Origin of the sequence: Nocardia sp. NBC_01730 (genome assembly GCF_035920445.1) — a bacterium.
GTDB lineage: Bacteria > Actinomycetota > Actinomycetes > Mycobacteriales > Mycobacteriaceae > Nocardia.
In genome coordinates this window covers 2,560,897-2,587,531 of the sequence record NZ_CP109162.1, presented here as the reverse complement: position 1 = coordinate 2,587,531, position 26,635 = coordinate 2,560,897, and the positions used below count along the sequence as shown (strand labels likewise).

Here is a 26,635-nt window from a genome sequence, read left to right as displayed (position 1 = left end):
CAATGTGCGCCTGAAACCGCCAGGGTGCGTACACACCGGCTGTCTTCCGTATCTCCGCAGGTCGGAGTCCGGAATGCCGCAGAAAATGTGAGGTGGACGGTGTCCGTAGATCGGGCACGCGCTCCGTCGGTCGACCATCCCCGGCGGGACCGTGCCCGGGCCACCGGCAAGGACGAGTTGCGTATGCTGGCCCGACCGCCTCGATCAGTGTTCTGCAGTTCTGCCGTACTACGGCCGAGAGCATTCGAAGGAGGGGAAGGAGACGGTATTCGATGGCCGACGAGCAGAGCGAGCTGGACACCACGGCAGCCTGGTTCCACCGAGAACCTTCGCTGTTGCTCGTCGAGGACGACGCGGGGGACGCCCTGATCGTCGAGGAACTGGTCGCGGACGCGACGCCAGGCCTGCGGCTGGAGTGGGTCCGTTCGCTGCGCGAGGCGGGGGAGTATCTCGCTGAACAGTTGCCCGACTGCGTACTGCTGGACCTGCGTCTCCCCGATGCCCAGGGACTGGAAGCGCTGGCGCGGGTGCGCGAGTACACCGACGAGGTCGCCGTCGTCGTCCTCACGGGACTTGCCGAGGAGAGCACCGGGCTCGCGGCAGTCGCCGCGGGCGCGCAGGACTACCTGGTCAAAGGTCGAGTCGAGCCGGAACTGTTCGCGCGCGCGGTGCGGTATGCCATCCAGCGCAAACAAGCCGAGCGCGCGACCGCGGCACTGCGGGCGGGGCAGATGCGGGCGCGGGAGAACGCCCGCCTGGAGCGCGGCCTGCTGCCGACGCCGCTGCTGCGTGGGGAACGCCACGCCGACGTCGTCACGCGGTATCGGCCACGCCGGGCACAGGCGTTGCTCGGCGGTGATTTCCACGACGTGGTGCAGCAGGCCGACGGCACCGTGCACGCTGTGATCGGTGATGTGTCCGGGCACGGCCCTGACGAGGCGGCCACCGGTGTGGCTTTGCGATTGGCTTGGCGCACGCTGGTTCTCAGCGGGATCACCGGGCCACGGCAGCTTCGGCTGCTGGAGCAGCTTTTGCTCGCCGAACGCACCGGCGGCCAGACTTTCGCGACGGTCACCAGTCTGGTGCTACTGCCACGGCAGCGAAGCGTCCGGGTGATCCGGGCCGGCCATCCGGGCATGCTGCTGTGCACCGAAGCCGACGTGCGGTGGGTGGAGGTGCCAGGCGGCCCCGCCCTGGGATTCCTACCGGAACAGGCGGATTGGCCGGTCCAGGACCTGTCGTTGCCGACCGGGGCCGGACTGGTGTTGTTCACCGACGGCCTGTTCGAAGGACGCACCGGCCACGAAGGGGAGCGGCTCGGCGAGGACGGCCTTCTACGGCTGGCCCGCACGCTGACCACCCGGGAGCCGGAAGACTTCGTCGACCAGCTCATCGGCGGCGTCGAAGCGTCGGCCAAGGAGGCGGGCGGACTGGACGATGATGTGGCTGTCATGTACCTGCGGTGGAGCCGAGATCAGGAAGAGCGATGACGACAGCAACACCGAACACCGGTCCGGCCGGACGTCTGACCGCGCGCGCCTGGTTGCAGGTGGTGCTGGCGCTGATGATCCTCGTGGTGATCGTCGGCGCGCTCGCTGGTGCGCGCGTGATCGCCGCGACCAACCGGGTCACCGACCGGCTGGTGAACGAGACACAGCCCGCTGCCGCCGAGGCTTACCGGCTGGAGAGCGCGCTAGTCAACCAGGAGACCGGGCTGCGCGGGTACGCCATCGCGGGCGATCCGCGGTTTCTCGCGCCCTACACCGAGGGCAAGCAGGAGGAAGCCAGGTCGGCCGCGCGTATTCGTGAGCTGCTGGCGGACCGTCCCGGTCTGCTCGCCGACCTGGACGGCGTGGAACGCTCCGCACAGCAGTGGCGCGACGGCTACGCCGAACCGCTGGTGGCCGCGGCGACGCCGGCCGGTTCCCGCGCGATCGACGCGGTGCGCGGCAAGGAAGTCTTCGACGAGCTGCGCAGCCGATCGGACAGCCAGAACCGCGATCTCGCCGCGGCCATCGACGGGGATCGCCGCGAGCTCGACCGGATGCGCACCACGCGCAATGTCGTGCTCACCGGCATGGTGGTGGTCTTCCTGCTGGCGGGCGTCGCGTTGACGATCCTGTTGCGTCGCCTCGTCGTCAGGCCACTCGCCTATCTGCAGTCCGCGTCGCTGCGCGTCGGACAGGGCGACTTCGACCATCGCATCAGCGTGCGCGGGCCCGCCGACCTCGCCACCGTCGCGGCAGCGGTCGAGAGCATGCGCCGCCGGATCGTGGACGAACTGGCGTCTGCCCGCGCACAGGAGGCGATGCTCGCCGAGCAGGCCGCGGACCTGGACGCGCAGACGACCGAACTGCGGCGTTCCAATGCCGAGCTGGAGCAGTTTGCCTACGTCGCCTCCCACGACCTGCAGGAGCCGTTGCGCAAGGTGGCCTCGTTCTGTCAGCTGCTGGAGAAGCGGTACGGCGATCGGCTCGACGAGCGCGGCAAGCAGTACATCGACTTCGCCGTAGACGGCGCGAAGCGGATGCAGGTGCTGATCAACGACCTGCTCACCTTCTCCCGCGTCGGACGGGTCACCGACCATGACGAGCCAACCCGCCTCGACCAGACCCTGGACAAGGCCCTGATCAACCTCGCCTCGACCGCCGAGGACACCGGGGCCCGCATCGAGCGCCCCGACGAACTACCCGAGATCACCGGCGACCCGACACTGCTGACGATGCTGTGGCAGAACTTGATCGGCAACGCGATCAAGTTCCGCAGCCCCGATGAGCCTCCGGTGCTGTGCATTACGTGCGAACCACAGGACCCCGCGGGCTGGCTGCTGTCGGTATCGGACAACGGGATCGGGATCGCCCCCGAGTTCGCGGAGAAGGTGTTCGTGATCTTCCAGCGACTGCACAATCGTGACGAATACAGCGGTACCGGAATCGGATTGGCGCTGTGCAAGAAGATCGTCGAATATCACGGTGGGCGGATCTGGATCGATCCCGGCTACACCGAAGGCACGCGATTCTGGTTCACGCTGAACACACCGGCCGACGACGATATCCGCGCGGACGAAGGAGCTTCGTCGACCACGTCGGCGTGATGCGGGAACCGATCGAGGAGTCTTCGCTCAGTTTCGCGACTGTGGCTCGTCGGCCGCCAGTGCCGCGTCCACCGTGTCGAACATGGTGAGCAGCCGATCCAGCGCGGTCACCTCGATCGGCCGTCGCGCCGCGACGCTGGGCACCACCCGCAGCCCACCGGAACCGGTCGCCTCCGACGCGGCGAGCAGGACGCTCAGACCGGCCGAGCCGAGGAATCCGACGTTCGACATATCCACGACGACGGTGGGTGGCGCGTCGCGCAGGACTTTCTCGAGCGCCGACTGCAGGTGCGGGGCGGATGCCATATCGATCTCGCCGTGCACGGTGACGATCACGATGTCGTCCACCGATTGCACCTGGACCTCCAGCGCCCGGGGCGTTCCCTCAGCGCTCACAGTCCACCCCCGTACACGTGGCGCGCTTTCCGGCCACCTGACCGGAAACCGACGACACGCGGGCGGGATGGTCGGTTTTGCTGCCGCCTGTCACGCCGCAATGCGCCACTTCTGCCTCCGCTGCGTTTCGAAACTCTGGCGCACTGTGCACGGCGCAGAGAGTAGGTGTTCTGCGGTCAACTTACCCCATCGTGTCCGGGGCAAGCACACACCGCGATGTCACACTCGCCGAACAGCCCGGGTGATCGCTCGCGGCGAAAGCGCCGTCAGGGTAGCGAAATCGGTCGCTCGCGCCCTCGATTCGTGCTGCGAGCACAGGCACCGCATTCCGAGGCGCCGAGCCGGAGGCGGACCGAGTCGTCGTCGAGACGAGCCGCCTGTGATGGAGGACATCCATGCCGAGCAACAGCGCCTCGGGATCGGGATAGACGTCGGTCCATCCGCCGAACGGATCGGCCCGGCCCCGGCCGGGGCATGGTGACGTTGTCGGGCGGATCAGCGCTTCGTCGAACTGTTCCGGTACCTCGACGCCTGGAGTCCTGCAGTGGTCGAATCGCATCGGGCCGACGCCGCGATGCGGATGAAACCCTTGCCTACCAAGTAGTTCCGTCTGTCGCGCCAACGCGATCGCGAATGCGCACAAGAGCGTCGAGTGGCCCTTCTTCCGGTCGGACGTGCCCCGGCGATCTTCGGTGGCGTGCGGTCCGCGAACCGAGACGATCTGCCTGATCGGTCGTTGCTCGCGCCGCAGGCGGCATCGACCGAACGTTGATGTGTGGAATGTGGCGATAAGCCAATCCGCCGGGTGGCCCGTTGCGAAATCCAATCATGCAGGTTGATCCGGAGTTCTCGCCGATCCGTCTGTGCGCAGGTGCGGGCGAGTCGGCGCGGGGGGTGCGCCCGGTCCGTTCGGAGGGCCGATGTGGTCGCGGCCCGTCGAGTGATCGACCTGGTGGGCGCGTTCGGAGCGGGGGACGAGAACGCGTCGGACGACTTCTGTCGTGCGGTCGCCCACCGGATTTTCCGGCGGCCATACGAACGACCGAACCTGCGGCGAGGTCGCCGACCATCCCTCCACCTACTGTCGAAAGCCGTGTCCGGGACCGGCTGGCACGGCTCCCGATCCCTTGCACTGGAAGTGATCAGCAATGACCGAAACCGGGCAGCCCCAAGCGGACCTGCTCGACCTGGCCTACCCCTACGCGCTGGACGCGGTGGCCGAGATCGAACGCCGCAGCATCGAAAACCGTGTGGCGACGGCCGATTCCGTCACCGCAATAGCGTTCGCCGCCACCGTGCACCGGGTCAGGGAGACACTGACGGCGCTGAGCGTGCCCGCGGCGGTGAATCCGCCGCCGACGCTGGAGTCGAAGGTCCTGCAGGCGCTCGACCAATCGACCGGCCGCGCACGACCCGAACAGCGCGGCAAGGCGGTGGTCGGCCGAGTGCCCCGGCTGGCCCGGCTCGCTGTCGCCGCCGCCGTGGTTGCCGTGGTCGGGGCGGGTGCCGTCGTGATCGCCGAGCGGACCATCGGCGACCATGCCGTGCGGTTTACCGCCGAACAAATACTGGTGCAACCGGATTCGAGATCCCATGTCGCGCAGCTGCCCGGCGGCGGGACGCTCACGGTGAGCACCTCGGCGCGGCTCGGGGCTGTCGCGGTGAGGTTCGAGGCGGTACCCGCACCCCCGTCGGGGCAGGCCTACCAGCTCTGGCTGGTCACCTCCGGCGTTCCGCGCTCGGCAGCAGTGCTGACCACCGTGCCGCAGGCGGGGGTGCTCACCCGATTCGATCCGGCGGACATCCTCGCCCTCACGATCGAGCCCGCGAGTGGTTCCGCGCACCCGACATCTCCGCCGCTCGCTGCGGTCGCTCTCGGCTGACGGGACCAGCGCCACCAGTGCGCCGGGCGGCGGCTACCGGCACCCCTCGAGGGTCGCGCCCGCCACCGCACGGACGACGTCACCCACGTCGTGGCGGGCGCGGAACGCCGCGAGCTGACGGTGCGCACCGTTGCCGCGGGCCAGGACGGCGGCGAGCGCCTCGTCCACGAACGGGCGGTCGCCCGCTTCCTCCAGGGCGGGAGCGGCGTGGTCGATCAGCCTGCCGAGCAGGGCGCGGATGGGCTCCACGTGGCCGTCGTGCGGGTCGACCCCGTCCCCGGCGAGTCCTGAGCGCGCGGCTTTCCAGTACGCCGCCCGCAGTACCTCGGCCGAGACCGCGGGCGCGATCCGACCGGCTGCCAAGGACTTCCGCGCCATCACCACTATCGCGCGCACCAGCGCGGCCAGCAGAGCGGTCTCCTCGACGGTGGCGGGGATATCGCTCACCCGCACTTCGACGGTCGGGAACGAGATCGACGGGCGGACGTCCCAGTAGACCATCTTTCGGTCCAGGATGCTTCCGCTGCTGAGCATCATCTGGACCATGGTGTCGTAGTCGCGCGCGGACGTGAAGTACGGCGGTGGTCCCGCGCTCGGCCATCGTCGCCACAGGATGCTGCGCCAACTGGCGTAGCCGGTATCGACGCCGCGGTAGATCGCCGAGTTGGCCGTGAGCGCCAGCAGCAGCGGCAGCCACGGCCGCAGATAGTTGCCGACCTGCACCGCCGTCTCACGATCCGGGATACCGACGTGGATGTGGCACCCCGACAACCCCTGCTCGTGTGCGAGCATGCCGAAGTTGTCGGCGATGCGCTGATAGCGTGGCGTGTCGGTGACCGGGACCTCGTTCGGCGCTGTCGGCGGGATGCCCGCCGCGAGCAGGCGCGCGTCGTTCTGCTCCGCACAGGCGGCGATGCTGCGCCGCAGCTCGCGCAGCTCCCGGTGGAGCGCGGCGATGTCGGTATGTACCGCGGTGTTGGCCTCCAGTTGGCAGCGGGTCAGCTCGAGTTGCAGGTCGATGCCGATGTCCTTGGCCGTCCGAGCCACTTCGACGTTCTTTGCCACCGGCGCTCCGGTGCCCGGATCCGCCAACAGGAACTCCTCTTCCACACCGACGGTCGCGCACCCAGCGTCCATGCTCGCGGGATACCCAAGGTTTCCGTCGCTAGTCGGGCTGTTGCGGCGCGAGATCGCCGCTCGGATGCTTGCCCGACCCACCCGCGGGGTCCGCCGTGTTGAGTCGGGTTTGAACGGCGTCGTGTGGGCAACTGCGGCCGTATGGGGGCCATACCGATGGGAGGGCATCGCATGTTTCGAATCGCCGTCCGTATCGCCGCGACAGTGGGCTCGGCAGGGGTGCTCGCCGCGACTGGGGCGGGACTCGCCGCTGCGGCGCCGACCCTGTCGGCGGACACCCGAGAAGAGGGGACCATCGAGGTGGGAAGCCAACCGGACGGGGAGAACTGGATGTGTGCGCTGGTCGGCTCCGCCGCGGCGTCGGGTCCGCGCGTCGACATCGCCCGGGTTACCGAGAGCCGCGGTGGGTTCGCGGCGGGGAGCACCGTCATCGCCGCCTGCCTGGGGCCGCAGTCACCGTTTGTGGCGGTGACCAGCGGGGTCACGTCGCTCGACGACGAAGACTAGCGCCGCTGCTCGGGAGTCGCGGCAGCCTCCCACGGACGGTGCTGGGGAAATGCCGCCGCACGGACCCCGACGATAGGTTCGTCGCATGCGGATCGTCATCCTCGGTTCGGGCATCTCGGGTCTTTCCACCGCGGCGGAACTGCTGCGTGACAAGCACGACGTCACGATTGTCAGCGCCGAGCCGATCACCGCGACAACCTCTTTTCTGGCCGCCGCCGTCTGGTTTCCGACCGCAGCGGGCCCGGTCGAGCGCGTTCGAGCGTGGAGCGAAACGACATTTGAGCACTTGGCGGCCTTGGCCGCGACCGGCACGCCAGGCGTGCGGATGTGCGAGTCCACAGCGCTCTACCGCGGCGAGCCCGCGATCCCCGCGTGGTCGCGGTCGGTCCGTTCGTTCCGTGCCGCCGACCAGGCTGAATTGCCGCGGGGCTACTCCTTCGGCTTCCGGTTCGCCGTTCCGCTGGTGGAGATGCCGACCTACCTGCCGTATCTGTGCGACCAGGTGGACGAGGCCGGGGCGCGGTGGGTGGTGCGCTCCATTCACCGGCTCGACGACCTCGACGACCTGTGCCCGGACGTGGTGATCAACTGCGCGGGACTGCGCGCCGCCGAACTCGTCGACGACCCCGAGGTGTATCCGATCCGCGGCCAGATCGTGCGCGTCGCGAACCCGGGACTGTCGATGTCGCTGCGCGACGAGGCCCACCCGCTCGGTCGCGCCTACGTCCACCCGCGCGCGAACGATTGCGTTCTCGGCGGCTCGCTCGACCTCGGAGAGTGGGACACCACTCCGAATGTCGGACTGACTCAATCGATTCTGGCGCGCTGCCGCGATCTGGCTCCGGCCCTGGCCGGCAGTCAGGTTCTGGAAACCCTCGTCGGTCTGCGCCCCGGCCGCAGCGAAGTCCGGCTCGAACTCGACACCTCCGCGCTGCCCGGCGTCCCCGTGATCCACAATTACGGCCACGGCGGTTCCGGCATCACCATCGGCTACGGTTGCGCCCGCGAGAGCGCCGCTCTCGTCGCCGATCTGTGAACGGCGGTCCCGCGGCCAGTTCGCGTAGCTGCGCGACATCACCGACGTCAGCGCTGCGAGGAATTCGCTGATCGCGCTCGATGTAAGCGCTCCAGGCCTACAAATCTCCTGCGCGGAGGAGCGCATCGACGGAGTCTGGTGTCCATCGGAGGTCCGCGCCGGGGCGGGTCGCGAGGTAGGCCGCGGTGGTCGCGGTGCTCCAGTGATGTGCGGCGGACAGGCCGGTGGCGAGGTGCCGGAGGTAGGCGGGGGCGGGCGGGTTGCCGGGCAGGTCGCGGTAGCGCCAAGGGGCGGTGAAGGTCAGGACAGGGTGGCTTTCGTGCGTTCCGGCGCGGACCAAGGTTTCGTACCGGCCGGGACCGAGTGTCATTGTGCCACTTTCGATCACCTTGATCAGGTCCAGGTCGGCACCGGGGGCGCGATACATCTCCTGGGCCACGATGTCGGAGAACTGGGCGGCGGTGACGAGGTGGGCGTGTACAGCGATCTCGCTCCGGCCGGCCGGGTCGTAGAAGGCTCGGCCACCGGTCCAGGTCAGCGATTCGGTGGCGAAGTACATCAGGCCGGGGAGCAGTAGGGGCGCCGAGCGGATCGGATCGGCGCGGTGTCGGCAGCCGGGCAGGGCCAGCGCTCCGCCTTCGGGCCTGCCGCCGCGCAGATAGGTGCGCAACCGCGTCAGGCTCATGTTCGAGCCGTAGGCGGCATACCAGACCAGGTCCGTCCAGGAGCGTGCGTCAGATCGCGCGGGCAGTGCTACCCGTCGTGTGGCCACCGAATCGGCGGCCACATACTCGGTACGCCGCGCCGTCATCTCACCATTGTCGGCCGAACCCGGCCCGCACGGCCACCGCCGAAGCGACCGGGGACTCCGTGCTCAGGCGTCGAGATCGGCGGCGACCAGTTCGGCGACCTTGTCCAGGACGGCCTGGTCGTCGCTGGTGACCACGACCGCGGTGCCCTGCGTGGCGCCCAGGGTCATGATCATGAGCGCCGAACCCGCGTCGACGGGCTCGCCGCCGTCGACGGACAGCGTCACAGGAACGCCCGCTGCCTGAACGGCTTCGGCGATGATGTTGGCGGGGCGGGCGTGCAGACCGATGGACGAGCCGACTGCGATGGTCGCGTGTGCCATGGTGGAACTCCTTGTGGGACGGGGTTTATACAGCGGTGACGGTTACAGGGGAGACGGCAGGGCGAGCCCGGACGAGTTCTTTGGCCACTGTGACGCAGAGTGCTCCGACGACCGCTCCGGCGGCCAGCGCGACGAGGAACCAGAGCAGGTGGCCCACGGCGAAGAAGACGAAGATACCGCCGTGTGGTGCGCTCAGCGTAGTTCCGGTGGTCATGATCAGCGCTCCGGTCACGGCGCCGCCCGCCATCATCGACGGGATGACGCGCAGCGGGTCGGCGGCGGCGAAGGGGATCGCGCCTTCGGAGATGAAGGACGCGCCGAGCAGCCACGCGGCCTTGCCGTTTTCGCGTTCGGCGGTGGTGAACAGGCCGGGCCTGATCGTGGTGGCCAGCGCCATGGCCAGCGGCGGCACCATGCCCGCGGCCATGACCGCGGCCATGATGCGCAGGGAGGCGGTGTCGGTGACGCTGAGACCGGCGACGGCGAACGAGTAGGCGGCCTTGTTGACCGGTCCGCCGAGGTCGAAGCACATCATCAGCCCGAGGATGATGCCGAGGAAGACTGCCGACGTGCCGGACAGACCATTGAGCCAGTTGGTGAGTCCGCTGGTGACGGCGGCGAGTGGTTTGCCGAGCACGATGAACATCACCGCGCCGACGACCAGCGACGCGAACAGCGGGATCACCACGACCGGCATCAGCCCCCTGGCCCACCGCGGGACAGCGAGTTTCGCGATCCACAGGGCCGCGAATCCGGCAATCACTCCGCCGGCCAGGCCGCCGAGGAACCCGGCGCCGACGAAGACCGCGACCGCTCCGGCGGTGAAACCCGGTGCGAGGCCGGGCCGGTCCGCGATGGCGAAAGCGATGTAGCCCGCCAGCGCGGGGACCAGGAAGCCGAAGGCGAGCGAGCCGAGCTGGAACATGACCGCGCCGAGGTAGGTGGCCAGGCCGCCGTCGGGCAGCGCGCCGAGCGAGTTGTCCAGGACGATGGACTTGGCCTTCTCGGAGATCTCATAGCCGCCGAGTAGGAAGCCGAGTGCGATGAGCAGGCCGCCCGCCGCGACGAACGGGATCATGTAGCTGACGCCGGTCAGCAGGATCTGCCGCAACCGAGTGCCCCACCCGATGGCGCCGGAAGCCGGTGCGGTGGAGGGTTTTTTGCCGACTTCCGGTGCGGCGACGGTCGCTGCGGCCGGATCGTCCGCGGCGTGGAGCGCATCGGCGATCATGCCATCGGGTTCGTTGATCGCTCGTTTGACCCCGGATTCCACGACCGGCTTGCCCGCGAATCGGTCGCGCCCGCGCACTCCGACGTCGGTGGCGAAGATGACCGCGGAGGCGGCCGCGATGGTCGCGTGGCCGAGCGGAGTACTGCCGCTCGAACCCTGCGTTTCCACGTGCACTGTCACTCCGGCGCGCTTACCCGCGGCGATCAGGGAGTCGGCGGCCATATAGGTGTGCGCGATACCGGTCGGGCAGGCGGTGACCGCGACGATCGCCCGTTCGGCGCCTTGCTCCTCGTCCTCGGCCGCCGCGGTCGTGCTCGAAGGGGCGGCGGTGGGTGTGCGCTGCCCGCCCGTCGCCGGCCTCGGCGCGTCGAGCACGCCCTCGACCAGGGTCACGATGTCGGCGGGCGTGGCCGCGGCGCGCAGGTCGCCGACGAACTCCGGTTTGACGAGTGCCCGAGCCAGACTCGACAGCAACTTCATGTGCTCGGCGCCGGCCGCCTCCGGCGCCGCGATCAGGAAGACCAGGTCGGCAGGGCCGTCCGGGGCGCCGAAATCGACCGACGGAGCGAGCCGGGCGAACGCGAGCGACGCCGTGATGACGGTCCCGGCGCGGCAGTGCGGAATCGCGATACCGCCGGGAAGGCCGGTCGCCGATTGGGATTCGCGGGCCAGCGCGGCGTCGCGCAGTGCCGTGGAGTCGGCCGCACGGCCGGTGCCGGCCAGGCGTTCGGCAAGTGCGGCGATCACCGCTTCTTTGCTGGTGCCGAGATCGGCGTCGAGGGTGATCAGGTCCTTGGTGATGATCGAGTCGGCCACCGTGGCCTCCTTCTAGCTGTAGTGCAGAGAATCCAGCGCCGTCACGGAAACGGCGTCGAGGTCGATGTCGTGCGGGCCGGGTAGGCCGGTGCCGGGCAGCGCGGCAGCGGCACTCCCGTACGCGACGGCGTGCCGCAACCGCTCGGCCGGTCCGGCGCCGTCGATGTCGGCGAGCAGATAACCGGCCAGCGACGAGTCGCCCGCACCGACGGCGCTGCGCGGTGTGACGGGCGGCGCCGCCGCATACCAGGCCCCCTCGGCGGTCACCAGTACCGCTCCGGCCTTGCCGAGCGTCGCGAGTACCGCACCGACGCCGCGGTCGGTCAGGGTCGAGGCCGCGCGGGCGGCGGCAATCGGATCCTCCAGCTCGGCGGGGTCGCCGCCGGTGATCTGGGCCAGCTCGTCGGTGTTCGGTTTCAGTAATCTCGGTGCGGCCGAGCCGAATTCGGTGGCGAGCGCCTGCAGCGGGCCATCGGAGGCGTCGATCGCCACCGGGATCCCCCGCAACCGGCGGAGCAACTCGACGTACCAGTCGGCGGGCACCCCCGGGGGTAGCGAGCCCGACAACACCACCCAGGACGCGGCGCTCGCGAGACTGTCGAGCGCCTCGGCAAGCGCCGCCGTGCATGCGGTGGTCAGTGCGGTCCCGGGTTCATTGATCTTCGTGGTGGTTCCGTCGACTTCCGCGACCGTGAGATTGGTACGCGCGGAGCCGGATGTCGCTACGGCGCGGTACCCGATGCCCGCGTCGGTGAGTTCCCGCAGCAGGGGATCTCCTTCGTTGCCGGGCAACACGGCAACGGTGGCACGCCCGGCCGCGGCAACCACCCGCGATACGTTGACGCCTTTGCCGCCGGGATGCGAGCTCACCGCGGCGGCGCGGTGGACCGCGCCGCGGTGCAGTGGTCCGGTCAGGGTGACGGTGCGGTCGATGCTGGGATTGGCGGTCAGCGTGAGGATCATGCGGTGACCACCTCGATGCCGTACTCGGTGAGTTCGTTGCGCACCGATGGCACCAGGTCGGTGTCGGTGACCAGGGCGTCGATGTCCTCGACGGCGGCGAATCGCACGAGATCCTCCCGGCCCACCTTGCTCGAGTCGGCGACGACGACTACGCGGTGCGCACTGGCGACCATGACCCGTTTGACCGCGGCCTCGTCGATATCCGGCGTGGACAGGCCGTGCCCGGCGGTCAGCGCGTTGGTCCCGATGAACGCGACGTCGACGCGCAGCTCGCCGAGCATGCGCTGGGTTTCCGGTCCGACGGCAGCCTGGGTGACGCCGCGGACGCGCCCTCCGAGCAGATGCAACCGCACCGCGGCGTGCCCGCTGAGCCGGGCTGCGATCGGGACCGAATTGGTCACCGCGACGAGCTCTCGATCCGTCGGCAGTAGCGCGGCGACGCGCGCGGTGGTGGTGCCCGCGTCGAACAGGACGCTGCCGCCGGTCGGCGGAAGGAATTCCAATGCCGCCTTGGCGATACGGTCCTTCTCCGCGGCGTGGCTGTGTTCGCGTTCGCCCGTGCCGAGTTCGATCGCGGTCAGTGCGGCGGCGGGCACCGCGCCGCCGTGCACCCGTCGAATCAGCCCCATCCGATCGAGCGCCGCGAGATCGCGCCGCACGGTTTCGGTGGTGACGCCATACTGCTCGGACAGATCGGTGACCGAAACCCGCCCCCGTTGCCCGACCAGCGTGGCGATGGCCTGCTGCCGTTCCTCGGCGTACATCCGATCCTCCCGGGCTCGATGTTGATTTATGTTGTTTTATATCTGAATATGTTGCTTTGTCAAGATGCTTGAGTATTCTGAATCACATCGGAAGCAGGGCGAGTATGAAACCGGACTCGCTCGGCAATGGCGTGGAGGAGACGACGGATGACCAGGTCGTTGCAGTTAAAGGCAGGATCCGTGGTGCTGCGCGGTACTCCGGCCGTGTCGGGAGTCGCGCTCGCGCCCGCGGCCCGTCCGATTCCGAGGCTGCGCGTCGAGGTGTCGACGGATCCCGTTCCAGAGCCCGATCGGGCATCGGAGCTGGCCGTGTTCCACGCGGCGGCGACCACCGTTGCCGCTCGATTGCGGGAACGCGCGGCGCGCGCCGACGGCGCCGCGGCGGAGGTGCTCGCGGCTGACGCCGCGATGGCTACCGACCGTGGCTGGCTCGGCGCCGCCGAGAAGCTGATCGCCGCGGGTACATCCGCTCAGGCGGCGGCGGTCGCGGCCACCGACCAGTTCGCGGAGGTGTTCACGAAACTCGGTGGGCTGATGGCCGAGCGCGTCACGGACTTGCGTGACGTCTGCGACCGGGTGGTCGCGGAGCTGGCCGGCGTGCCGGAGCCCGGAATCCCGGTACCGGCGCAGCCGGCGATCCTGCTCGCGGACGACCTGGCTCCGGCCGACGCGGCCGGACTCGATCCGGCGCTCATCATCGGTTTGGCGACGTCACTGGGCGGGCCCACCAGCCATACGGCGATCATCGCGCGGCAGCTCGGCATTCCCTGTGTCGTCGCGGTGGCCGGGCTGGACGGGGTCGAGGCAGGGGCAGGGGTGCTGTTGGATGGTTCGTCCGGGGAAGTCGTCGTCGATCCGGATCCCCGCCTCGCGGCACAGGCGATCGAGGAGTTCCGTGTCCGCGCCGCCCGTGACGCGGCTTGGGCTGGACCGGGTGCCACCATGGACGGTCACCGGGTGGAGGTGCTGGTGAACGTCCAAGACGGCGCCGGGGCGCGGGCGGCGCGCCGGACACCGGCCGAGGGCGTGGGCCTGTTTCGCACCGAATTGTGTTTCTTGGACCGGGAAACCGAACCGAGCGTGTCCGAGCAGGAGCAGATCTACCGCGCTGTCCTCGACGCGTATTCCGGAGCGAAAGTGGTGATCCGGACCCTCGACGCCGGATCGGACAAACCGCTGCGGTTCGCCGACCATCCCGACGAGGCGAATCCCGCGCTCGGTGTGCGCGGGATCCGCATCGCCGCCCGGGACAGTGGCATCCTCGACCGGCAACTGGACGCCATCGCGCGAGCCGCTGCCGGTCGCCGGCCTGTTCCGTGGGTGATGGCGCCGATGATTTCGACCGCGGACGAAGCGGAGTCTTTCGCCGCGAAAGTGCGGCAGCGCGGGCTGGTTCCCGGTGCGATGATCGAAGTGCCCGCCGCCGCGCTGACCGCGGAGGCGATTCTCCGGCACGTCGACTTCCTGTCCGTCGGCACCAACGACCTCGCGCAGTACACGATGGCGGCCGACCGCATGTCGCCTGCGCTTGCCGCCCTTACCGATCCCTGGCAGCCTGCGGTGCTGTCTCTTGTCGCGCGCACCGCGGCCGCGGGGCGAACCCTCGGCAAGCCGGTCGGGGTGTGCGGTGAAGCCGCGGCCGACCCGGCTTTGGCGTGTGTCCTGGTCGGCCTCGGCGTCGGATCCCTGTCCGCGGCAGCGAGTGCGATCGCCGCGGTAGGTGCGGGATTGTCGGAGGTCACCCGCGAGACCTGCGAGCGTGCCTCGGCCGCGGCGCTGGCTGCCGCCGATCCCGCCGCGGCCCGCGCGGCCGCCCGATCGATTCTGGGGTGGGCACTCTGAATCCTCGGGCCGCCGGGGCCGGACTGAGTGCCTGCTACCTCCGCGGCGACACCAGCACCGGCTCATGCAGGTCGAAATATGTGACCTCACGCATGAGCTGGTTCTCCTCCTCGAACAGCGACCTCAGATCGTCGGGTGCCTCCATCTTCTCGTGTGTGCGAGTTTCGGCTTCGGAAGTGAAATTCACCGTCTCGACGAACTCAGCCGCCGCACAGCTAATCGTTCGCTGCCGGACAGCTGTTCGCAAGTGCTGCTGCGGTGGGCGGCCGGTGGGTCGACGCAGTGCGTTTTCGCGTTCAGTCTGCGGGTATTGCCGACTCGCATCATCGGTGAAATGCCCTGACGATCTGCTCGACTAAGCGCGGCACACTCGACGGTTCCGGCGCGCGGGTTGAAGATGTCGCGTACTTTGCGCCTCGAACCCATGAGCCGCAAGACGCCGACCACACCGTGATCCGGTTACAGCCACAAAGGATGGTGAAAGCTGACATGACCGGATCCGGAATTCGCGATGTCAATCGCGAGTCGCACGACGTCGACGACCGACACCAAGTCGGATTCGGCCCGGCGGTTCAACGACAGCCCCCGCCAGTGGAACTTCCGGGAACGACGAAGCGCCCTGGGCGGCCCGACACCCGCGGTCGGCGTGGGAACGGCGGGACAGCGGTGACGTATCGCGTAGCCGTCGAAGATGGGTTTGCGGGTGTGGTGCGGATTGCGCACCTACTCAATGCGCCGCGTTACCGGGTCACGGCGTTGAACGTGCGGCGAATCGGTGCGTCGAACACCTGGATTGTCGACTATGACATCTGCGGTACCGACCATGAGCAACAGACTCTGAGCAAGCGGGTGGACCGGCTGCCGGGGGTGTCGAAGATCGAACTGCTGCCGACCCGCCGCTAGGTCCCAGGATCGAGTCCCTTCCCCCGGACCCTGCTCTGCGCCGAGCGCAGCAGCTGGTCACGCCGGCCGTCTGGTGACCGCCGTGAGCTGGTCATCCAGGTTGCCGAGTGCATCGAATACGTCCATACGCGTAGCTCTGAGCCGTTCCGTAGTCGGATGTCTTCGCCTGCTCGCGCCTACCGTTCTTCCTATGACGTGGAACGACATGAGTCAGAGCAAATATGTCCTGCTGACTACCTTCAGGAAGGATGGAACGCCGGTTGGCACGCCCGTCTGGGTGGCGCCCGACGGCGACCGGATTGTCGTCTGGACCGATCCGAAGACCTGGAAGGTGAAGCGCATCCGCCGCAACCCGGAGGTCGCGCTACAGGTGTGCGACGGACGCGGCCGCCCGAAGGCGGACGAGGTGCTGGCGGGGAGCGCGCGGATCCTCGACGCCGACGACACCGAGCGCGTACGCGGCGTGGTTGCCCGCAAGTACGGCGTCATAGGCAGGCTGGCGATTCGCGGGCACAAGCTGCTGCGCGGCGCGGACGCCTCCGTCGGCATCGCGATCGATCAGAAGGTTGTCGGCGACTGACGCTCAGGCCGATTCGGCCAGCCCCGCCGAGCGCCAGACATCGGCGAGATCGTCGAGGGGGAGCGCGAGCGCCTGGCTGAGCGCCACGACGGTGCCGAAGGCGGGGGAGGGAAGTCTGCCGGTCTCGATCTTGCGCAGCGTCTCCGGCGAAATCCCGGCCGCCCGTGCGATTTCGGTGAGATCACGATCGGCGCGGGCAGTGCGCAGGGCGCACCCGAGGCGACGACCTGCGTCGATCTGCGCTGGGGTCAACGGGAGACGGACCATGCGATCAGGGTATGGGCGGCATTTGAGTACCGCAAGGCGGTATTAAAATACCCGTGCCGCTAAGGTGGTATTAAAATACCAGCACTGGAGGGTCGATGGTCGAGTTGAAGAGTCCCGCGGAGATCGCGCGGATGCGAGTGGCGGGGAGCTTCGTCGCCGACGTGCTCACGGAATTGCGTGAGCGGGCGCGGGTCGGGGTGAACCTGCTCGAGCTGGAGGCTCACGTGCGCGAGCGAATCAGCGAACGCGGCGCGCAATCCTGCTATTGGGACTACGCGCCATCGTTCGGGCGCGGGCCGTTCCGCAACACCGTCTGCCTCTCGGTCAACGACGCTGTGCTGCATGGGCTTCCGTTCGACTACCTGTTGCGGGACGGTGATGTGCTGAGTATGGATCTCGCGGCCGGGATCGATGGCTGGGTCGCGGACTCGGCGACCTCGGTCGTCGTCGGGTCCGCGGCGGCCGAGGATATGCGGCTGGTCCGCGCGACCGAGGAAGCCCTGGCCGCCGCTATCGCGGTCGCGGTGCCGGGCAACCGCGTCGGCGACATCTCCGCCGCCATCTCCGCCGTCGCGCGAGATCACGGCTATCCGGTCAACACCGAATTCGGCGGACACGGCCTCGGTCGCACCATGCATGAAGACCCGCATGTGCCGAACGACGGCCGCCCTGGCCGCGGCTACCGGCTGCGGCCGGGGCTCACCATTGCGATCGAGCCCTGGTTCGCGCGCACGACCGACCGCATCATCACCGATCCCGACGGCTGGACCATTCGCTCGGCGGACGGCTCGCGCACCGCGCATTCCGAGCACACTGTGGCCATCACCCCGGACGGCCCGGAGGTGCTGACTCGCGCGGCGTGACGCCGTCGGCCTGCGGGGGCACTATTCGGACAGCCAGGCGGTGAGGTCGTCGGATGCGCGAAGCTCGTCGGCGACCGCGATTCGTTCCTGGTCGGACAGCGCCATCGCGCGCAGCTCGGCACGGAACTGCTCGGCGCGGTCGGGCTCGTCGGTCGCGACGGAAAGTTCGGCGAGCGCGGCCAGCGCCCTGGCTCGATCCAGTCGGGACGCCTCGACGCGGAACCGGCCGAGCCCGACCTCGAGCACGCGGAACGCGGCCTTGTCGTCGGTCTTGAAATCGCGCAGAATGCGGGCGTTGTCCAGTACCTTGGCCAGTCCCGCGAGCTTCTTCGAGCCGCCGTATTCCACCTCTTCGGGCTCGTCGTGTTGGATGTAGATCACCGCGTTGCCCGCCGGATCGACCACGGTGAATCGGCTCTGGCCCGGCCGGAAACGGGTGATCCGCGGGTAGCCTTTCGCGGGAACCTTGCCGTAGCGGGCGCGCAGCGCCGCGGTGAACGTCTGGTGTCTGCTCGCCACGTCATCGACCATCACCAGGCAGCCGACGTGCTCGCTGGGCAGGGCGGTGTCCTTCGGCGCGGGCACGAAGTGCAGGGCGCAACCGTGGTCTTGCACCGCGCCGTAGACGTACGGACGGGTCTGCTCGTGGGTCACGGTGTAGCCGAGTGTCTTGTAGAAATCCAGCGTGCCGGCCAGGTCGCAGGTCCACAGTTGTGGTACCGCTGTGTCGGCCATAGAACCCTCCCATTTTCCTGCGGTAATCAATTTTGACTAGTTGGAGGGTAGGGTCGCTCTCGCCGGGAAGTCAAACTTGACTACTATGGCGTTTCGACCGGGAAGGAGGATTGCCATGTCGGCTGTGCGCCTGTTGGTGCTGGGGGTGATGCGCCTGCGTCAGCCCACCTACGGCTACGCCGTGCGCAGAGAGCTGCTGTCCTGGCGCGCCGAGACCTGGACGAACGTCAAACCCGGATCCATCTACCATGCGCTCAAACAACTCACCCAGGAAGGAAAACTGAGCGCGTTCGGCACCGAGGGAAGCAACCAAGGGCCGGGGCGCACGCTGTTCGAGTTGACCGAGGCGGGCGAGGCCGAGTTCCGCAAGCTCATGGACGAGGCGCTGGTGAGCATCGACATGGAGGAACTGGGCGCGGGGATCGCTTTCATGGACGCGCTGCCCCGCGCGCACGTCATCGAGAAGTTGCGCGAACAGCGCCGCCGCAGCGAGGAGGTGCGGGCCGATCTACTCGACATGATTCCGACCTTTCCGGGGCGCTACGAGGCACCGCACGCAACGGATCTGCTGGAGCTGTGGAGCGGTGTGTTCGGGAACCTGTCGGGATGGACCGAGGGGGTGCTGGCACGGCTGGAGACGGGGGAGTATCGGATGTCCGAGTAAAGGCGCGGTCGGCGGATAGGCTGCCTCCATGACGAATTCGCTGGCGGCTGTCGCCGAAGCCGACTATGTGCTGCTGACCACCTTCCGCAAGGACGGCAGCCCGGTCGGCAGCGCGGTGTGGGCGGTCGCCGAGAACGGCAAGCTGTACATCTGGACGGTGACCGACAGCTGGAAGGTCAAGCGGCTACGCCGCAATCCTGCGGTCACCCTGCAGCCGTGCACCGCGTCCGGCAAGCCGCACGGCGAGGTCGTCGAGGGCACCGGCCGCATTCTCGACGCCGACGGCACCGAGCGGGTGCGCAAACTGCTGCGGCGCAAGTACTGGCTCACCGGGCCTCTGGTCATTTTCGTCAGCAACCTGCGTCGCGGGAAATCCGGCACTATCGGCATCGAGATCACCCCGGCTGCTTGATCAGTTCGGAGCAGTGAAGCCCACGGCGGCAACGGGTTCCGTTTCGAAAGGTGAGCGCCGCTCCGGCGGACGAACTGAAACCCACCACCTTCCGTGATGACTGCGCCGCTCAGGTCGCCTGGCTGACCGACGACATGTGGAAGTCGGGAATCCGCAAGGGCGGCATGGCGGTTCTGGTGAACCAGTCCTTCCATTCGCGCGGCAGTGTGATCTCGGTGGCGCCCGCCTCGGTCGCCCGTCGCAGCAGATCCAGCGGGCTCTCGTTGAACCGGAAGTTGTTCACCGCGGCGGTGACCTCGCCGTTCTCCACCAAGTACACACCGTCGCGGGTCAGGCCGGTGAGCAGCAGCGTCGCGGGATCGACCTCGCGGATGTACCACAGGGTGGTCAGCAGCAGGCCGCGCTCGGTGCGGGCGATCATGTCATCGAGGGTGACGTCGGCCCCGCCGGTCAACAGTAGGTTCTCACCGGGAACCGTGGTGGGGGCGTCGAATTCGGCGGCGGTGGCACGCGGGTAGACCAGCGATTCGATCACACCCTCGCGCAGCCAGTCAACCCGCTCGGCGGGCAGCCCGTTGTCGAATACCGACATCGACTCCGACGAGGCGGGCGCCGCGACGAACGGGCGGTACTCCAGTCCGGTGGCATACGGGTCGGAGTAGAGCGTGAGTGGAAGGTCGGTGAGGCGCTCGCCGATTCGGGTGCCGCCCGCCCGAGCGAACGCCGTATGGCCCTCGTGCGCGCCGCGGCCCTCCATCGTCCAGGCCAGATAGATCATGAGGTCGGCGACGGTGGACGGCGGCATCAGGGTTTCGTAGCGGCCCGCGGGCAGCTCGACCTTGCGCCCGGCCCAGTCCAGGCGCCGGGACAGCTCGGCGAGCAGGCCGGACACATCGACGTCGGTGAAGTCGGCGGTCCCGACCCCGACCCAGCCGCTGGCCAGATCCGCGCCCGCGCCGCGCTTTCCGTTGACCTCCACCGAACCGGTGGGTTGCACGAAGCGGCGGCGGATGCCGGTCGAGGTGCCCAGCCAGGTGGTGTGCACCTGGTGGTGGGCGAAACCGTAGAGGCGGTCGGCGCCGTCGAAGCCGGTGGCCAGATCGCGGGCGAGGTCGGTGAACACTTCGATGCCGGTGCTGCCCGGTGCGGCTGCCCAGTCGTCGTCGGGTGCGGCATCCGGTTCCAGCAAGGGCATGGCGTCCCTGGCGGGCTCGGCGGTGCGCGCGGCGTCCTCGCCGGCGCGCACCACCGCCTCGATGTCGTCGGGATCCACGCTGGAGGAGCCGATGATGCCGACCCGAGCGAGCGTGGGTCCGTCGCGGAATACCGAGATCGTCGCCCATGTCCGCGCCACCGACGACCCGTTGGTGGTCATCGAATTCCCGGCCCAGCGCAGCGAAGCCTCGTGCTCGTCGCGGACGATCACGATCGCCTCGTCGGCGCGCGACAGCCCGAGCGCCCGCTCGACGACCGCGCCTGCGGGGATCAGATTATCGGTCACTGTCCCGCCTCCGTCCGGGTGTTCAGAATGGTGATGCCGCGCACCAGAATCGACGGGCAACCGTGGCTCACAGCCGCGACCTGGCCCGGCTGTGCCTTGCCGCAGTTGAACGCCCCGCCGAGCTGCCAGGTCGATGGTCCGCCGACCGCCTCCATCGCGCCCCAGAAGTCGGTGGTTGTGGCCTGGTAGGCGACGTCGCGCAGCTGACCGTCCAGCCTGCCGTTACGGATGCGGAAGAATCGCTGTCCGGTGAATTGGAAGTTGTAGCGCTGCATGTCGATCGACCACGACTTGTCGCCGACGATGTAGATGCCGTCGTCGACCCGGGAGATCAGCTCCCCCGTGCTGGTGTCGCCGTCCGGGTCGGGCTGCAGCGAGACGTTCGCCATTCGCTGGATCGGCACGTGATGGGCCGAGTCCGCGTACGAGCAGCCGTTGGAGCGCTCCAGGCCCAGGCGCGGGGCGAACACCCGGTCGAGCTGATAGCCGACCAGGATGCCGTCGCGCACCAGATCCCAGCGCTGCCCGGCGACACCCTCGTCGTCATAACCTACGCTGGCAAGGCCGTGCGCTTCGGTGCGGTCGCCGGTGACATGCATGATCGGGGTGCCGTAGCGCAGCGTTCCGAGCTGGTCGGGCGTCGCGAACGAGGTGCCCGCGTAGGCGGATTCGTAGCCGATGGCCCGGTCGTACTCGGTGGCATGGCCGATGGATTCGTGAATGGTCAGCCACAGATTGGTCGGATCGATGACGAGATCGGTCGGCCCGGGCCGCACGCTGGGTGCCTTCACCTTCTCGGCCAGCCACTCCGGAATGTGGGCGAGTTCGCCGTCCCAGTCCCAGGTTCCGTCCGCACCGGTGACGTACTCCCAGCCGCGGCCCACCGGCGCGGCCAGCGTACGCATCGTCTCGAACACCCCGGCCGCCGTGTCCACCGTGATGGCCTCGAGGCTCGGATGCAGCCGCACCCGCTGCTGGGTGATCGCGGATCCCGCGGTGTCGGCGTAGAAGGTTTGCTCCTTGACCTGCAACACGCTCGCGGTGACGTGATCGACCCCGTCGGCATGCGACAGACGTTCCGAATAGTCCTGCAGTAGTGCGACTTTCTCGCCGGTCGGCACGGTGAACGGGTCGAGGTCGTAGGCGGATACCCAGTGCACGTCGTCGTAACGCGGCTCGGTGGCGAGTTCGACGCGTTCGCGGTTGAGCGCGCGCATCGTGGTCGCGACGGTGACCGCGGTGCGGGCCACCTCGGCGGCGGTGTCCGGGGTGAGCACGGCGTGAGAGGCGAAACCCCAGGTTCCGTCGACGATCACGCGCACGGCGAACCCGAGCTCGGTACCGTCGGTGACGGCCTCGACGCGACCGTCGCGCAATCGGATCGACTGCGTGACCAACCGGTGCACACGCAGGTCGGCGTGCTCGGCGCCGGCCGCTGTCGCCGCAGTGAGGGCGGCGTCGGCGAGCGCGGCCAGTGGCAGGCCGAGGAACTCGGCGTCCACATCTCTGGAAGTCGCGATGCTCACCCGCACCAACCTAGTCGTTGCCGCTCCGAGCGCGGGTGTCTGTGCCGCGATTGCGCGCCGTGCGATCTTGCGTCGTCTGTCGAGGCGCATGGATCAGCCAGTGGCGCACTGTGAACGGCACGCGCGACACCGTGCCTACCGCGTGTTGCTCGCCGGATGCCGTACTGTGCCCGAGTGCCGCCATCCGCCCTCCGTGACCGCAAACGCGACCGTACCCGCAGAGCTCTCCTCGAGGCCGCAGCCGAGCTGTTCGAGACGAGAGGCTACGAGGAGACCACGGTGGCGGACATCGCCGCCGCGGCGGACGTCGGCACGCGCACGTTCTTCAACTACTTCGCCAGCAAGGAAGAGCTGCTCTTCCCGGAGTCCGATGAGCGGGTGCGCGACGCGGTCGCGGCGATCGCGGGCAGGCGGCCGGGGGAACGTCCGGTGGAGGTGTTGCTGCGCGCGTTGCGCGCCGCGGGCGACAACCCCGGCGAGCATCTGATCGACGACCTCAGTCCCCGGATCGCGGCGCTGCGTGCCGAGGTGTCGCGGACCGTGCCCGCGGTGAGCGGCCGGGCCGCGTACGCCCAGCTGATCGCGCAGCGCGAGATCGCCAGGCAGTTGCACGTCGCGTTCGCTGCCGAACTCGACGAGATCGGTGCCGCGGCGCTGGTCGGCGCGGTTGTCGGCGCGGTGTCTGGTGCGCTCACGGTGCTGTTCCAGCAGCCGGTGGCCGGGGCGGAGGACGGTGAGCGTCTGCACCGGAGCATCTACGAGACGACCTCGCGGGTGCTGCAACCGTGGCTCGCCTCCCCACGCATCGAACCCGTCGGCTGATCAGCCGAACTGCTGCCACCCCAATCGGATCGCCATCCCCACCACCACCACGAGCAATACGATGCGCACGAACTCGGCGCCCTTGCGCAGCGCCATATGCGAGCCGACGACGGCGCCGAGCACGTTGCCCACCGCCATCGCCGCGCCGAGCACCCAGAGGACGTGGCCGGTCACACCGAAGAAGATCAGTGCGCCGATGTTCGAGCCGCAGTTGATCACCTTCGCCATGGCGGCGGCCCGCACAAACTCGGTGCCGAGCAGCGTGGCGAACGTAATGATCAGAAACGTTCCCGTGCCGGGGCCGAGCAGTCCGTCATAGAAGCCGATCAACCCGGCCGCCAGCGCCACCGTGAGGACGACCTTTCGGCGCGTCGGCGGGTGCGTGGCCAATGTGATGCCGATCGACGGACGCAGCGTGACGAACACGGCGACACCGACGAGCACCACCATCACGATCGGAATGAACAGATCCCGGTCGATCAGCGAGACCGCGGCGGCGCCGATCCCGGCCGCCGCCGCGGCGATCACCGCGGCGGGAAGCAGGACCCGCCAGCGCATCGGCACCGTGCGCGCGAAGGTCGCCACCGAGGCGCTCGTTCCCGCGACCGCGGCGAGCTTGTTGGTGCCGAGCGCGGTCTGCGGGGCGATGCCCGGCGCGACCAGGAACAGCGTCGGCAGGATGATCAACCCGCCGCCGCCCACCACCGCGTCCACCCATCCCGCGGCCGTCGCCGCCGTCAACAGAACCGCCCAGTCACCGATCTCCACCGAGCCAGACAACCAGACCGCCGGTCCGTGTGCTCCGCCGGCGTCGGCCGGCCGGCAGACGATGCCCCGGGAGTCACGGCGCTGCGCGCTCTCGCCGCACCCGATAGGCCGCGACAACGAGTCCCGCGGTCGAGGTTCGGGCGGCCCCGCGCCAAGCGCACCTAGGCTGAGCTCGTGCGTCGGTTCAGTCTGTGGCTTCGCGGCCAACCCGTCATCGCCGATTCGGTGCTGGCGGCGATGCTCCTGCTGCTCGAAATCCTCGGTGTCGGCAACGCGCACAACAAGATCGCCTATCTCGCCATCGGCGTGCTGCTTCCGTTGCCGGTGGTGTTGCGCCGGGTGTACCCGAGGGCCATGGCGGTCTGCACGCTCGTGCTGTCGATGACCGCGTCGCTGGTCGGCTTCCTTTCCGCCGACCATGCCGACCACATCGCGCTGTTGTCGCAGGGCATCATGCTCTACACGCTGGTCGCCTACGTCGGGCGGCGCGAGGGGCTGTGGTACGGGCTCGGACTGGTGGTGGACGTCACGCTGTCGATCGCGGCGATGGACAAACCCGCCGGGTCCGACATCATCTTCACGGTCATGTTCTTCGCGCTGTGCTGGACGCTCGCGGAATTCATCGGCGCGCGGCACGCCTATGACACCGAGGTCGCCGCCCGGCTGGCGGTCGCCGACTACGACAAGGACCGCCGCGCACACGACGCCGTCTCGGCTGAACGGACCCGTATTGCCCGCGAACTGCACGACGTGGTCGCGCACGCGGTGAGTGTGATCATCGTTCAGGCCGACGGCGCGAAGTACGCGCTGCGCCGCGATCCGGACGCCGCGGAACAGGCGCTGACCACCATCGCGAGCACCGGCCGCGAGGCGCTGCGTGAGTTGCGCAGGACGGTGGCGCTGCTGCGTACCGAGCACGCGCCCGACCAGCTGCCCCAGCACGGCACCGCGGGCATCGCCAGGGTCGTGGAGATGATGCGCGGCACCGGCCTCGCCGTGGAGCTCGAGCTGACCGGCGAACTCGACGACATCGCGCCCGAAGTGAGCCTCGGCGTGCATCGCATCGTGCAGGAATCGCTGACCAACACGCTGCGGCACGCCGGCCCGCACCCGAAGGCGTGGGTTCGCGTCCGCCGCACCGACTCCGACGTTCTGATCGACGTCACCGACACCGGCGGCCTGCCGCTGCACGAACCGGCCAACCGGATCGAGGGCAGCGGGCTCGGGCTGGTCGGGATGCGCGAACGCGTCGCCGTGCTCGGCGGCAGCCTGGACGCGGGCCGCCATTCCGACGGCGCCTGGCGGGTGCGCGCGAGTATCCCGCTGCAGCCCGGCCCGATGGAATGATTCTCGGTCGTGTCATCGGGGATGCGGTGGGCGTGTAGACCGTTGCCTCCCATACGGATCCGGCCGCGGCAACGATCGGGTTCGGGCACGTGGGCCGGTTCGAAGCGCCGCAGGTCGAGGGGCGCGCGGAAGCGGTCACGTTAGATTGGGTTTGTGCCGATCACCGTTCTCGTTGTCGATGACCAGGAACTGATGCGTATGGGGCTGAAAATGGTGCTCGGCGCGCACCCGGACATCGAGGTGATCGGCGAGGCGGCCAACGGTGCCGCTGCCGTCACCAAGGCGGCGGAACTGCGGCCGGATGTCGTGCTGATGGACGTGCGGATGCCCGTCGTCGACGGGGTCGCCGCCACCATGCGCATCGTGGAGGCCGGGCACGGCAGCCGGGTGCTCGTGATGACGACCTTCGACCTGGATGAGCACGCGCTCGGTGCGCTGCGCGCGGGGGCGAGCGGATTCCTCCTGAAAGACACGCCGCCGGAGGACCTCGTCTCGGCTATCCGCAGCGTCGCCGCCGGTGACGCGGTGGTCTCGCCGAAGGTCACCAAGCGTCTGCTGGGACGGCTCATCGCCGAGGACCCGGCGCGGATGCGTGACCCTGGCGTACTCGAGGTGCTCACCGCCCGCGAGCGTGAGGTGCTCGAACAGATCGCGGCGGGGCGCTCCAACGCCGAGATCGCCGAGCAGCTGTATCTGTCGGAGGCCACGGTCAAGACGCATGTGGGCCGTGTGCTCACCAAACTCGGTCTGCGCGACCGGGTTCAGGCGGTCGTCCTGGCTTATGAGACCGGGTTGGTGCGTCCCGGCGGCTGACGTGCGACCGGATCTCAGCGTCCTATCAGGCTGATCCGGGAGAAAAACGCGGACGCCGGGCGTTGACAGGGGTAGATCGTCCGAAAGGATCGCCATGGCCGCCCTGTTGTTCGTGCTGTATGTCATCGTCGAGATCGCCGCGCTGGTCGAGGTCGGTCAGTTGCTCGGTGTCGTACCGACCATCCTGTTGCTGATCGCCGGGTCCGCCGCGGGCATGCTGCTGGTCGGCTCGCAGGGGCGGCGCGTGTTCGAGCAGTTCCGGCGGGCCGGTCGCGGCGAGATCGCGCCGGGCACCGCCGTCGCCGATGGCGCGCTTGTCGCGGTGGGCGGGTTCCTGATGTTCGTGCCCGGTTTGGTCACCTCGCTGTTCGGCCTGCTCCTGCTGTTGCCTCCGACGCGTTTCCTGGTGCGTCCGCTGGTCACGGCGTTCGCCGCGCGCCGCTTCGGCAGGCTCGCCGCCGCCGCGCCCTACCGCGGTGTCGTCATCGACGGCGACGAGGTGATCGACGGCGCTGTGGTGCACCAGTGGTACGACGACGGGCAGGGCAACGCCCGGCGCGCGCTCACTCAGCCCTGAGCGTGTGAAGTCCGCGACGACCGGTTCCGCGTTGCCGCCCGAAGGGCTATCGTGTC

General features: G+C 68.9%; 28 protein-coding genes. 15 read left to right on the top strand and 13 right to left on the bottom strand.

The annotated features are described in order from the left end of the window. Positions 1–272 precede the first annotated feature (272 nt). The gene (locus tag OHB12_RS09775) at positions 273–1,490 is read left to right on the top strand and encodes a PP2C family protein-serine/threonine phosphatase (protein WP_327118239.1); all 1,218 of its coding nucleotides are present in this window, start codon (positions 273–275) and stop codon (positions 1,488–1,490) included. Continuing rightward, positions 1,487–3,094: a sensor histidine kinase gene (locus tag OHB12_RS09770; protein ID WP_327118237.1), complete on the top strand. Its 1,608-nt coding sequence runs from the start codon at positions 1,487–1,489 to the stop codon at positions 3,092–3,094. The genes OHB12_RS09775 and OHB12_RS09770 overlap by 4 nt, the downstream gene beginning before the upstream one ends. A gap of 27 nt (positions 3,095–3,121) precedes the next feature. On the opposite strand, the gene OHB12_RS09765 is transcribed toward OHB12_RS09770, so the two are convergent. After that, entirely contained in the window at positions 3,122–3,490 is a 369-nt protein-coding gene (locus tag OHB12_RS09765) for an STAS domain-containing protein (RefSeq protein WP_327118235.1), read from the bottom strand. 1,148 nt (positions 3,491–4,638) lie between these two features. Between OHB12_RS09765 and OHB12_RS09760 the strand changes: the two genes are divergently transcribed. After that, on the top strand, positions 4,639–5,373 hold the full coding sequence (locus OHB12_RS09760) for an anti-sigma factor (RefSeq protein ID WP_327118233.1): 735 nt from the start codon (positions 4,639–4,641) through the stop codon (positions 5,371–5,373). A gap of 33 nt (positions 5,374–5,406) precedes the next feature. Here the strand turns inward: OHB12_RS09760 and OHB12_RS09755 are convergent, their stop codons facing one another. After that, on the bottom strand, positions 5,407–6,510 hold the full coding sequence (locus tag OHB12_RS09755) for a carboxylate-amine ligase (protein WP_327118231.1): 1,104 nt from the start codon (positions 6,508–6,510) through the stop codon (positions 5,407–5,409). A 171-nt stretch (positions 6,511–6,681) separates the two neighbouring features. On the opposite strand from OHB12_RS09755, the gene OHB12_RS09750 reads away from it, so the two are divergent. Together OHB12_RS09750 and OHB12_RS09745 are read left to right on the top strand one after the other, a co-directional pair. Then, positions 6,682–7,017, top strand: a complete 336-nt coding sequence (locus OHB12_RS09750) for a hypothetical protein (RefSeq protein ID WP_327118229.1) — start codon at positions 6,682–6,684, stop codon at positions 7,015–7,017. Positions 7,018–7,102: 85 nt separating this feature from the next. Further along, positions 7,103–8,053: an FAD-dependent oxidoreductase gene (locus OHB12_RS09745; RefSeq protein WP_327118227.1), complete on the top strand. Its 951-nt coding sequence runs from the start codon at positions 7,103–7,105 to the stop codon at positions 8,051–8,053. 97 nt (positions 8,054–8,150) lie between these two features. Here OHB12_RS09745 and OHB12_RS09740 read toward each other — a convergent pair whose 3' ends face one another. The 5 genes from OHB12_RS09740 to OHB12_RS09720 form a co-directional block, all read right to left on the bottom strand. Next, a complete protein-coding gene (locus tag OHB12_RS09740) occupies positions 8,151–8,864 on the bottom strand; it encodes a histone deacetylase (protein ID WP_327118225.1) in 714 nt (237 codons plus the stop codon). Positions 8,865–8,927: 63 nt separating this feature from the next. Continuing rightward, the gene (locus OHB12_RS09735) at positions 8,928–9,185 is read right to left on the bottom strand and encodes an HPr family phosphocarrier protein (RefSeq protein ID WP_327118223.1); all 258 of its coding nucleotides are present in this window, start codon (positions 9,183–9,185) and stop codon (positions 8,928–8,930) included. A gap of 25 nt (positions 9,186–9,210) precedes the next feature. Then, on the bottom strand, positions 9,211–11,232 hold the full coding sequence (locus tag OHB12_RS09730; RefSeq protein ID WP_327118221.1) for a PTS fructose transporter subunit IIABC: 2,022 nt from the start codon (positions 11,230–11,232) through the stop codon (positions 9,211–9,213). A 12-nt stretch (positions 11,233–11,244) separates the two neighbouring features. After that, on the bottom strand, positions 11,245–12,195 hold the full coding sequence (locus OHB12_RS09725) for a 1-phosphofructokinase family hexose kinase (RefSeq protein ID WP_327118219.1): 951 nt from the start codon (positions 12,193–12,195) through the stop codon (positions 11,245–11,247). Next, positions 12,192–12,959: a DeoR/GlpR family DNA-binding transcription regulator gene (locus OHB12_RS09720; RefSeq protein ID WP_327118217.1), complete on the bottom strand. Its 768-nt coding sequence runs from the start codon at positions 12,957–12,959 to the stop codon at positions 12,192–12,194. Before OHB12_RS09720 ends, OHB12_RS09725 begins: the two co-directional genes overlap by 4 nt. Positions 12,960–13,106: 147 nt before the next feature. On the opposite strand from OHB12_RS09720, the gene OHB12_RS09715 reads away from it, so the two are divergent. Continuing rightward, positions 13,107–14,801 (top strand): putative PEP-binding protein, encoded by a 1,695-nt coding sequence (locus OHB12_RS09715; RefSeq protein ID WP_327118215.1) that lies wholly within the window; start codon positions 13,107–13,109, stop codon positions 14,799–14,801. Positions 14,802–14,835: 34 nt separating this feature from the next. Here the strand turns inward: OHB12_RS09715 and OHB12_RS09710 are convergent, their stop codons facing one another. After that, positions 14,836–14,988 carry a hypothetical protein gene (locus OHB12_RS09710; protein ID WP_327118213.1) on the bottom strand — a complete coding sequence of 51 codons (153 nt, stop codon included), beginning with the start codon at positions 14,986–14,988 and terminating at the stop codon, positions 14,836–14,838. Between the two features lie 479 nt (positions 14,989–15,467). Here OHB12_RS09710 and OHB12_RS09705 point away from each other — a divergent pair, with 479 nt between their 5' ends. Together OHB12_RS09705 and OHB12_RS09700 are read left to right on the top strand one after the other, a co-directional pair. Then, positions 15,468–15,704 carry a hypothetical protein gene (locus OHB12_RS09705; RefSeq protein ID WP_327118211.1) on the top strand — a complete coding sequence of 79 codons (237 nt, stop codon included), beginning with the start codon at positions 15,468–15,470 and terminating at the stop codon, positions 15,702–15,704. A gap of 205 nt (positions 15,705–15,909) precedes the next feature. Beyond that, complete coding sequence (locus tag OHB12_RS09700; protein ID WP_327118209.1) at positions 15,910–16,284, top strand: PPOX class F420-dependent oxidoreductase; 375 nt, start codon at positions 15,910–15,912, stop codon at positions 16,282–16,284. A 3-nt stretch (positions 16,285–16,287) separates the two neighbouring features. On the opposite strand, the gene OHB12_RS09695 is transcribed toward OHB12_RS09700, so the two are convergent. Further along, positions 16,288–16,551 (bottom strand): helix-turn-helix transcriptional regulator, encoded by a 264-nt coding sequence (locus OHB12_RS09695; protein ID WP_327118207.1) that lies wholly within the window; start codon positions 16,549–16,551, stop codon positions 16,288–16,290. A gap of 95 nt (positions 16,552–16,646) precedes the next feature. Between OHB12_RS09695 and map the strand changes: the two genes are divergently transcribed. Next, positions 16,647–17,414 carry a type I methionyl aminopeptidase gene (gene map / locus OHB12_RS09690; RefSeq protein WP_327118205.1) on the top strand — a complete coding sequence of 256 codons (768 nt, stop codon included), beginning with the start codon at positions 16,647–16,649 and terminating at the stop codon, positions 17,412–17,414. A gap of 21 nt (positions 17,415–17,435) precedes the next feature. On the opposite strand, the gene OHB12_RS09685 is transcribed toward map, so the two are convergent. After that, positions 17,436–18,149, bottom strand: coding sequence for a glyoxalase (locus OHB12_RS09685; protein WP_327118203.1), 714 nt, complete (start codon positions 18,147–18,149; stop codon positions 17,436–17,438). Positions 18,150–18,264: 115 nt separating this feature from the next. On the opposite strand from OHB12_RS09685, the gene OHB12_RS09680 reads away from it, so the two are divergent. Further along, complete coding sequence (locus tag OHB12_RS09680; RefSeq protein WP_327118201.1) at positions 18,265–18,813, top strand: PadR family transcriptional regulator; 549 nt, start codon at positions 18,265–18,267, stop codon at positions 18,811–18,813. A gap of 28 nt (positions 18,814–18,841) precedes the next feature. Beyond that, positions 18,842–19,225 carry a PPOX class F420-dependent oxidoreductase gene (locus OHB12_RS09675; protein WP_327118199.1) on the top strand — a complete coding sequence of 128 codons (384 nt, stop codon included), beginning with the start codon at positions 18,842–18,844 and terminating at the stop codon, positions 19,223–19,225. 109 nt (positions 19,226–19,334) lie between these two features. Here the strand turns inward: OHB12_RS09675 and OHB12_RS09670 are convergent, their stop codons facing one another. Together OHB12_RS09670 and OHB12_RS09665 are read right to left on the bottom strand one after the other, a co-directional pair. Further along, the gene (locus OHB12_RS09670; protein WP_327120974.1) at positions 19,335–20,714 is read right to left on the bottom strand and encodes a metallopeptidase TldD-related protein; all 1,380 of its coding nucleotides are present in this window, start codon (positions 20,712–20,714) and stop codon (positions 19,335–19,337) included. An 8-nt stretch (positions 20,715–20,722) separates the two neighbouring features. Then, positions 20,723–22,252, bottom strand: a complete 1,530-nt coding sequence (locus OHB12_RS09665) for a TldD/PmbA family protein (protein ID WP_442800001.1) — start codon at positions 22,250–22,252, stop codon at positions 20,723–20,725. Between the two features lie 174 nt (positions 22,253–22,426). Here OHB12_RS09665 and OHB12_RS09660 point away from each other — a divergent pair, with 174 nt between their 5' ends. Continuing rightward, entirely contained in the window at positions 22,427–23,074 is a 648-nt protein-coding gene (locus OHB12_RS09660; RefSeq protein WP_327118197.1) for a TetR/AcrR family transcriptional regulator, read from the top strand. On the opposite strand, the gene OHB12_RS09655 is transcribed toward OHB12_RS09660, so the two are convergent. Then, positions 23,075–23,842 (bottom strand): TSUP family transporter, encoded by a 768-nt coding sequence (locus OHB12_RS09655; RefSeq protein WP_327120970.1) that lies wholly within the window; start codon positions 23,840–23,842, stop codon positions 23,075–23,077. It lies immediately after the preceding gene. Positions 23,843–24,016: 174 nt separating this feature from the next. On the opposite strand from OHB12_RS09655, the gene OHB12_RS09650 reads away from it, so the two are divergent. From OHB12_RS09650 to OHB12_RS09640, 3 genes are all read left to right on the top strand, one after another. After that, positions 24,017–25,189, top strand: a complete 1,173-nt coding sequence (locus OHB12_RS09650) for a sensor histidine kinase (RefSeq protein WP_327118195.1) — start codon at positions 24,017–24,019, stop codon at positions 25,187–25,189. 153 nt (positions 25,190–25,342) lie between these two features. Then, positions 25,343–26,002: a response regulator transcription factor gene (locus OHB12_RS09645; RefSeq protein WP_327118193.1), complete on the top strand. Its 660-nt coding sequence runs from the start codon at positions 25,343–25,345 to the stop codon at positions 26,000–26,002. A 94-nt stretch (positions 26,003–26,096) separates the two neighbouring features. Continuing rightward, the gene (locus tag OHB12_RS09640) at positions 26,097–26,579 is read left to right on the top strand and encodes an FxsA family protein (protein WP_327118190.1); all 483 of its coding nucleotides are present in this window, start codon (positions 26,097–26,099) and stop codon (positions 26,577–26,579) included. Positions 26,580–26,635 lie beyond the last annotated feature (56 nt).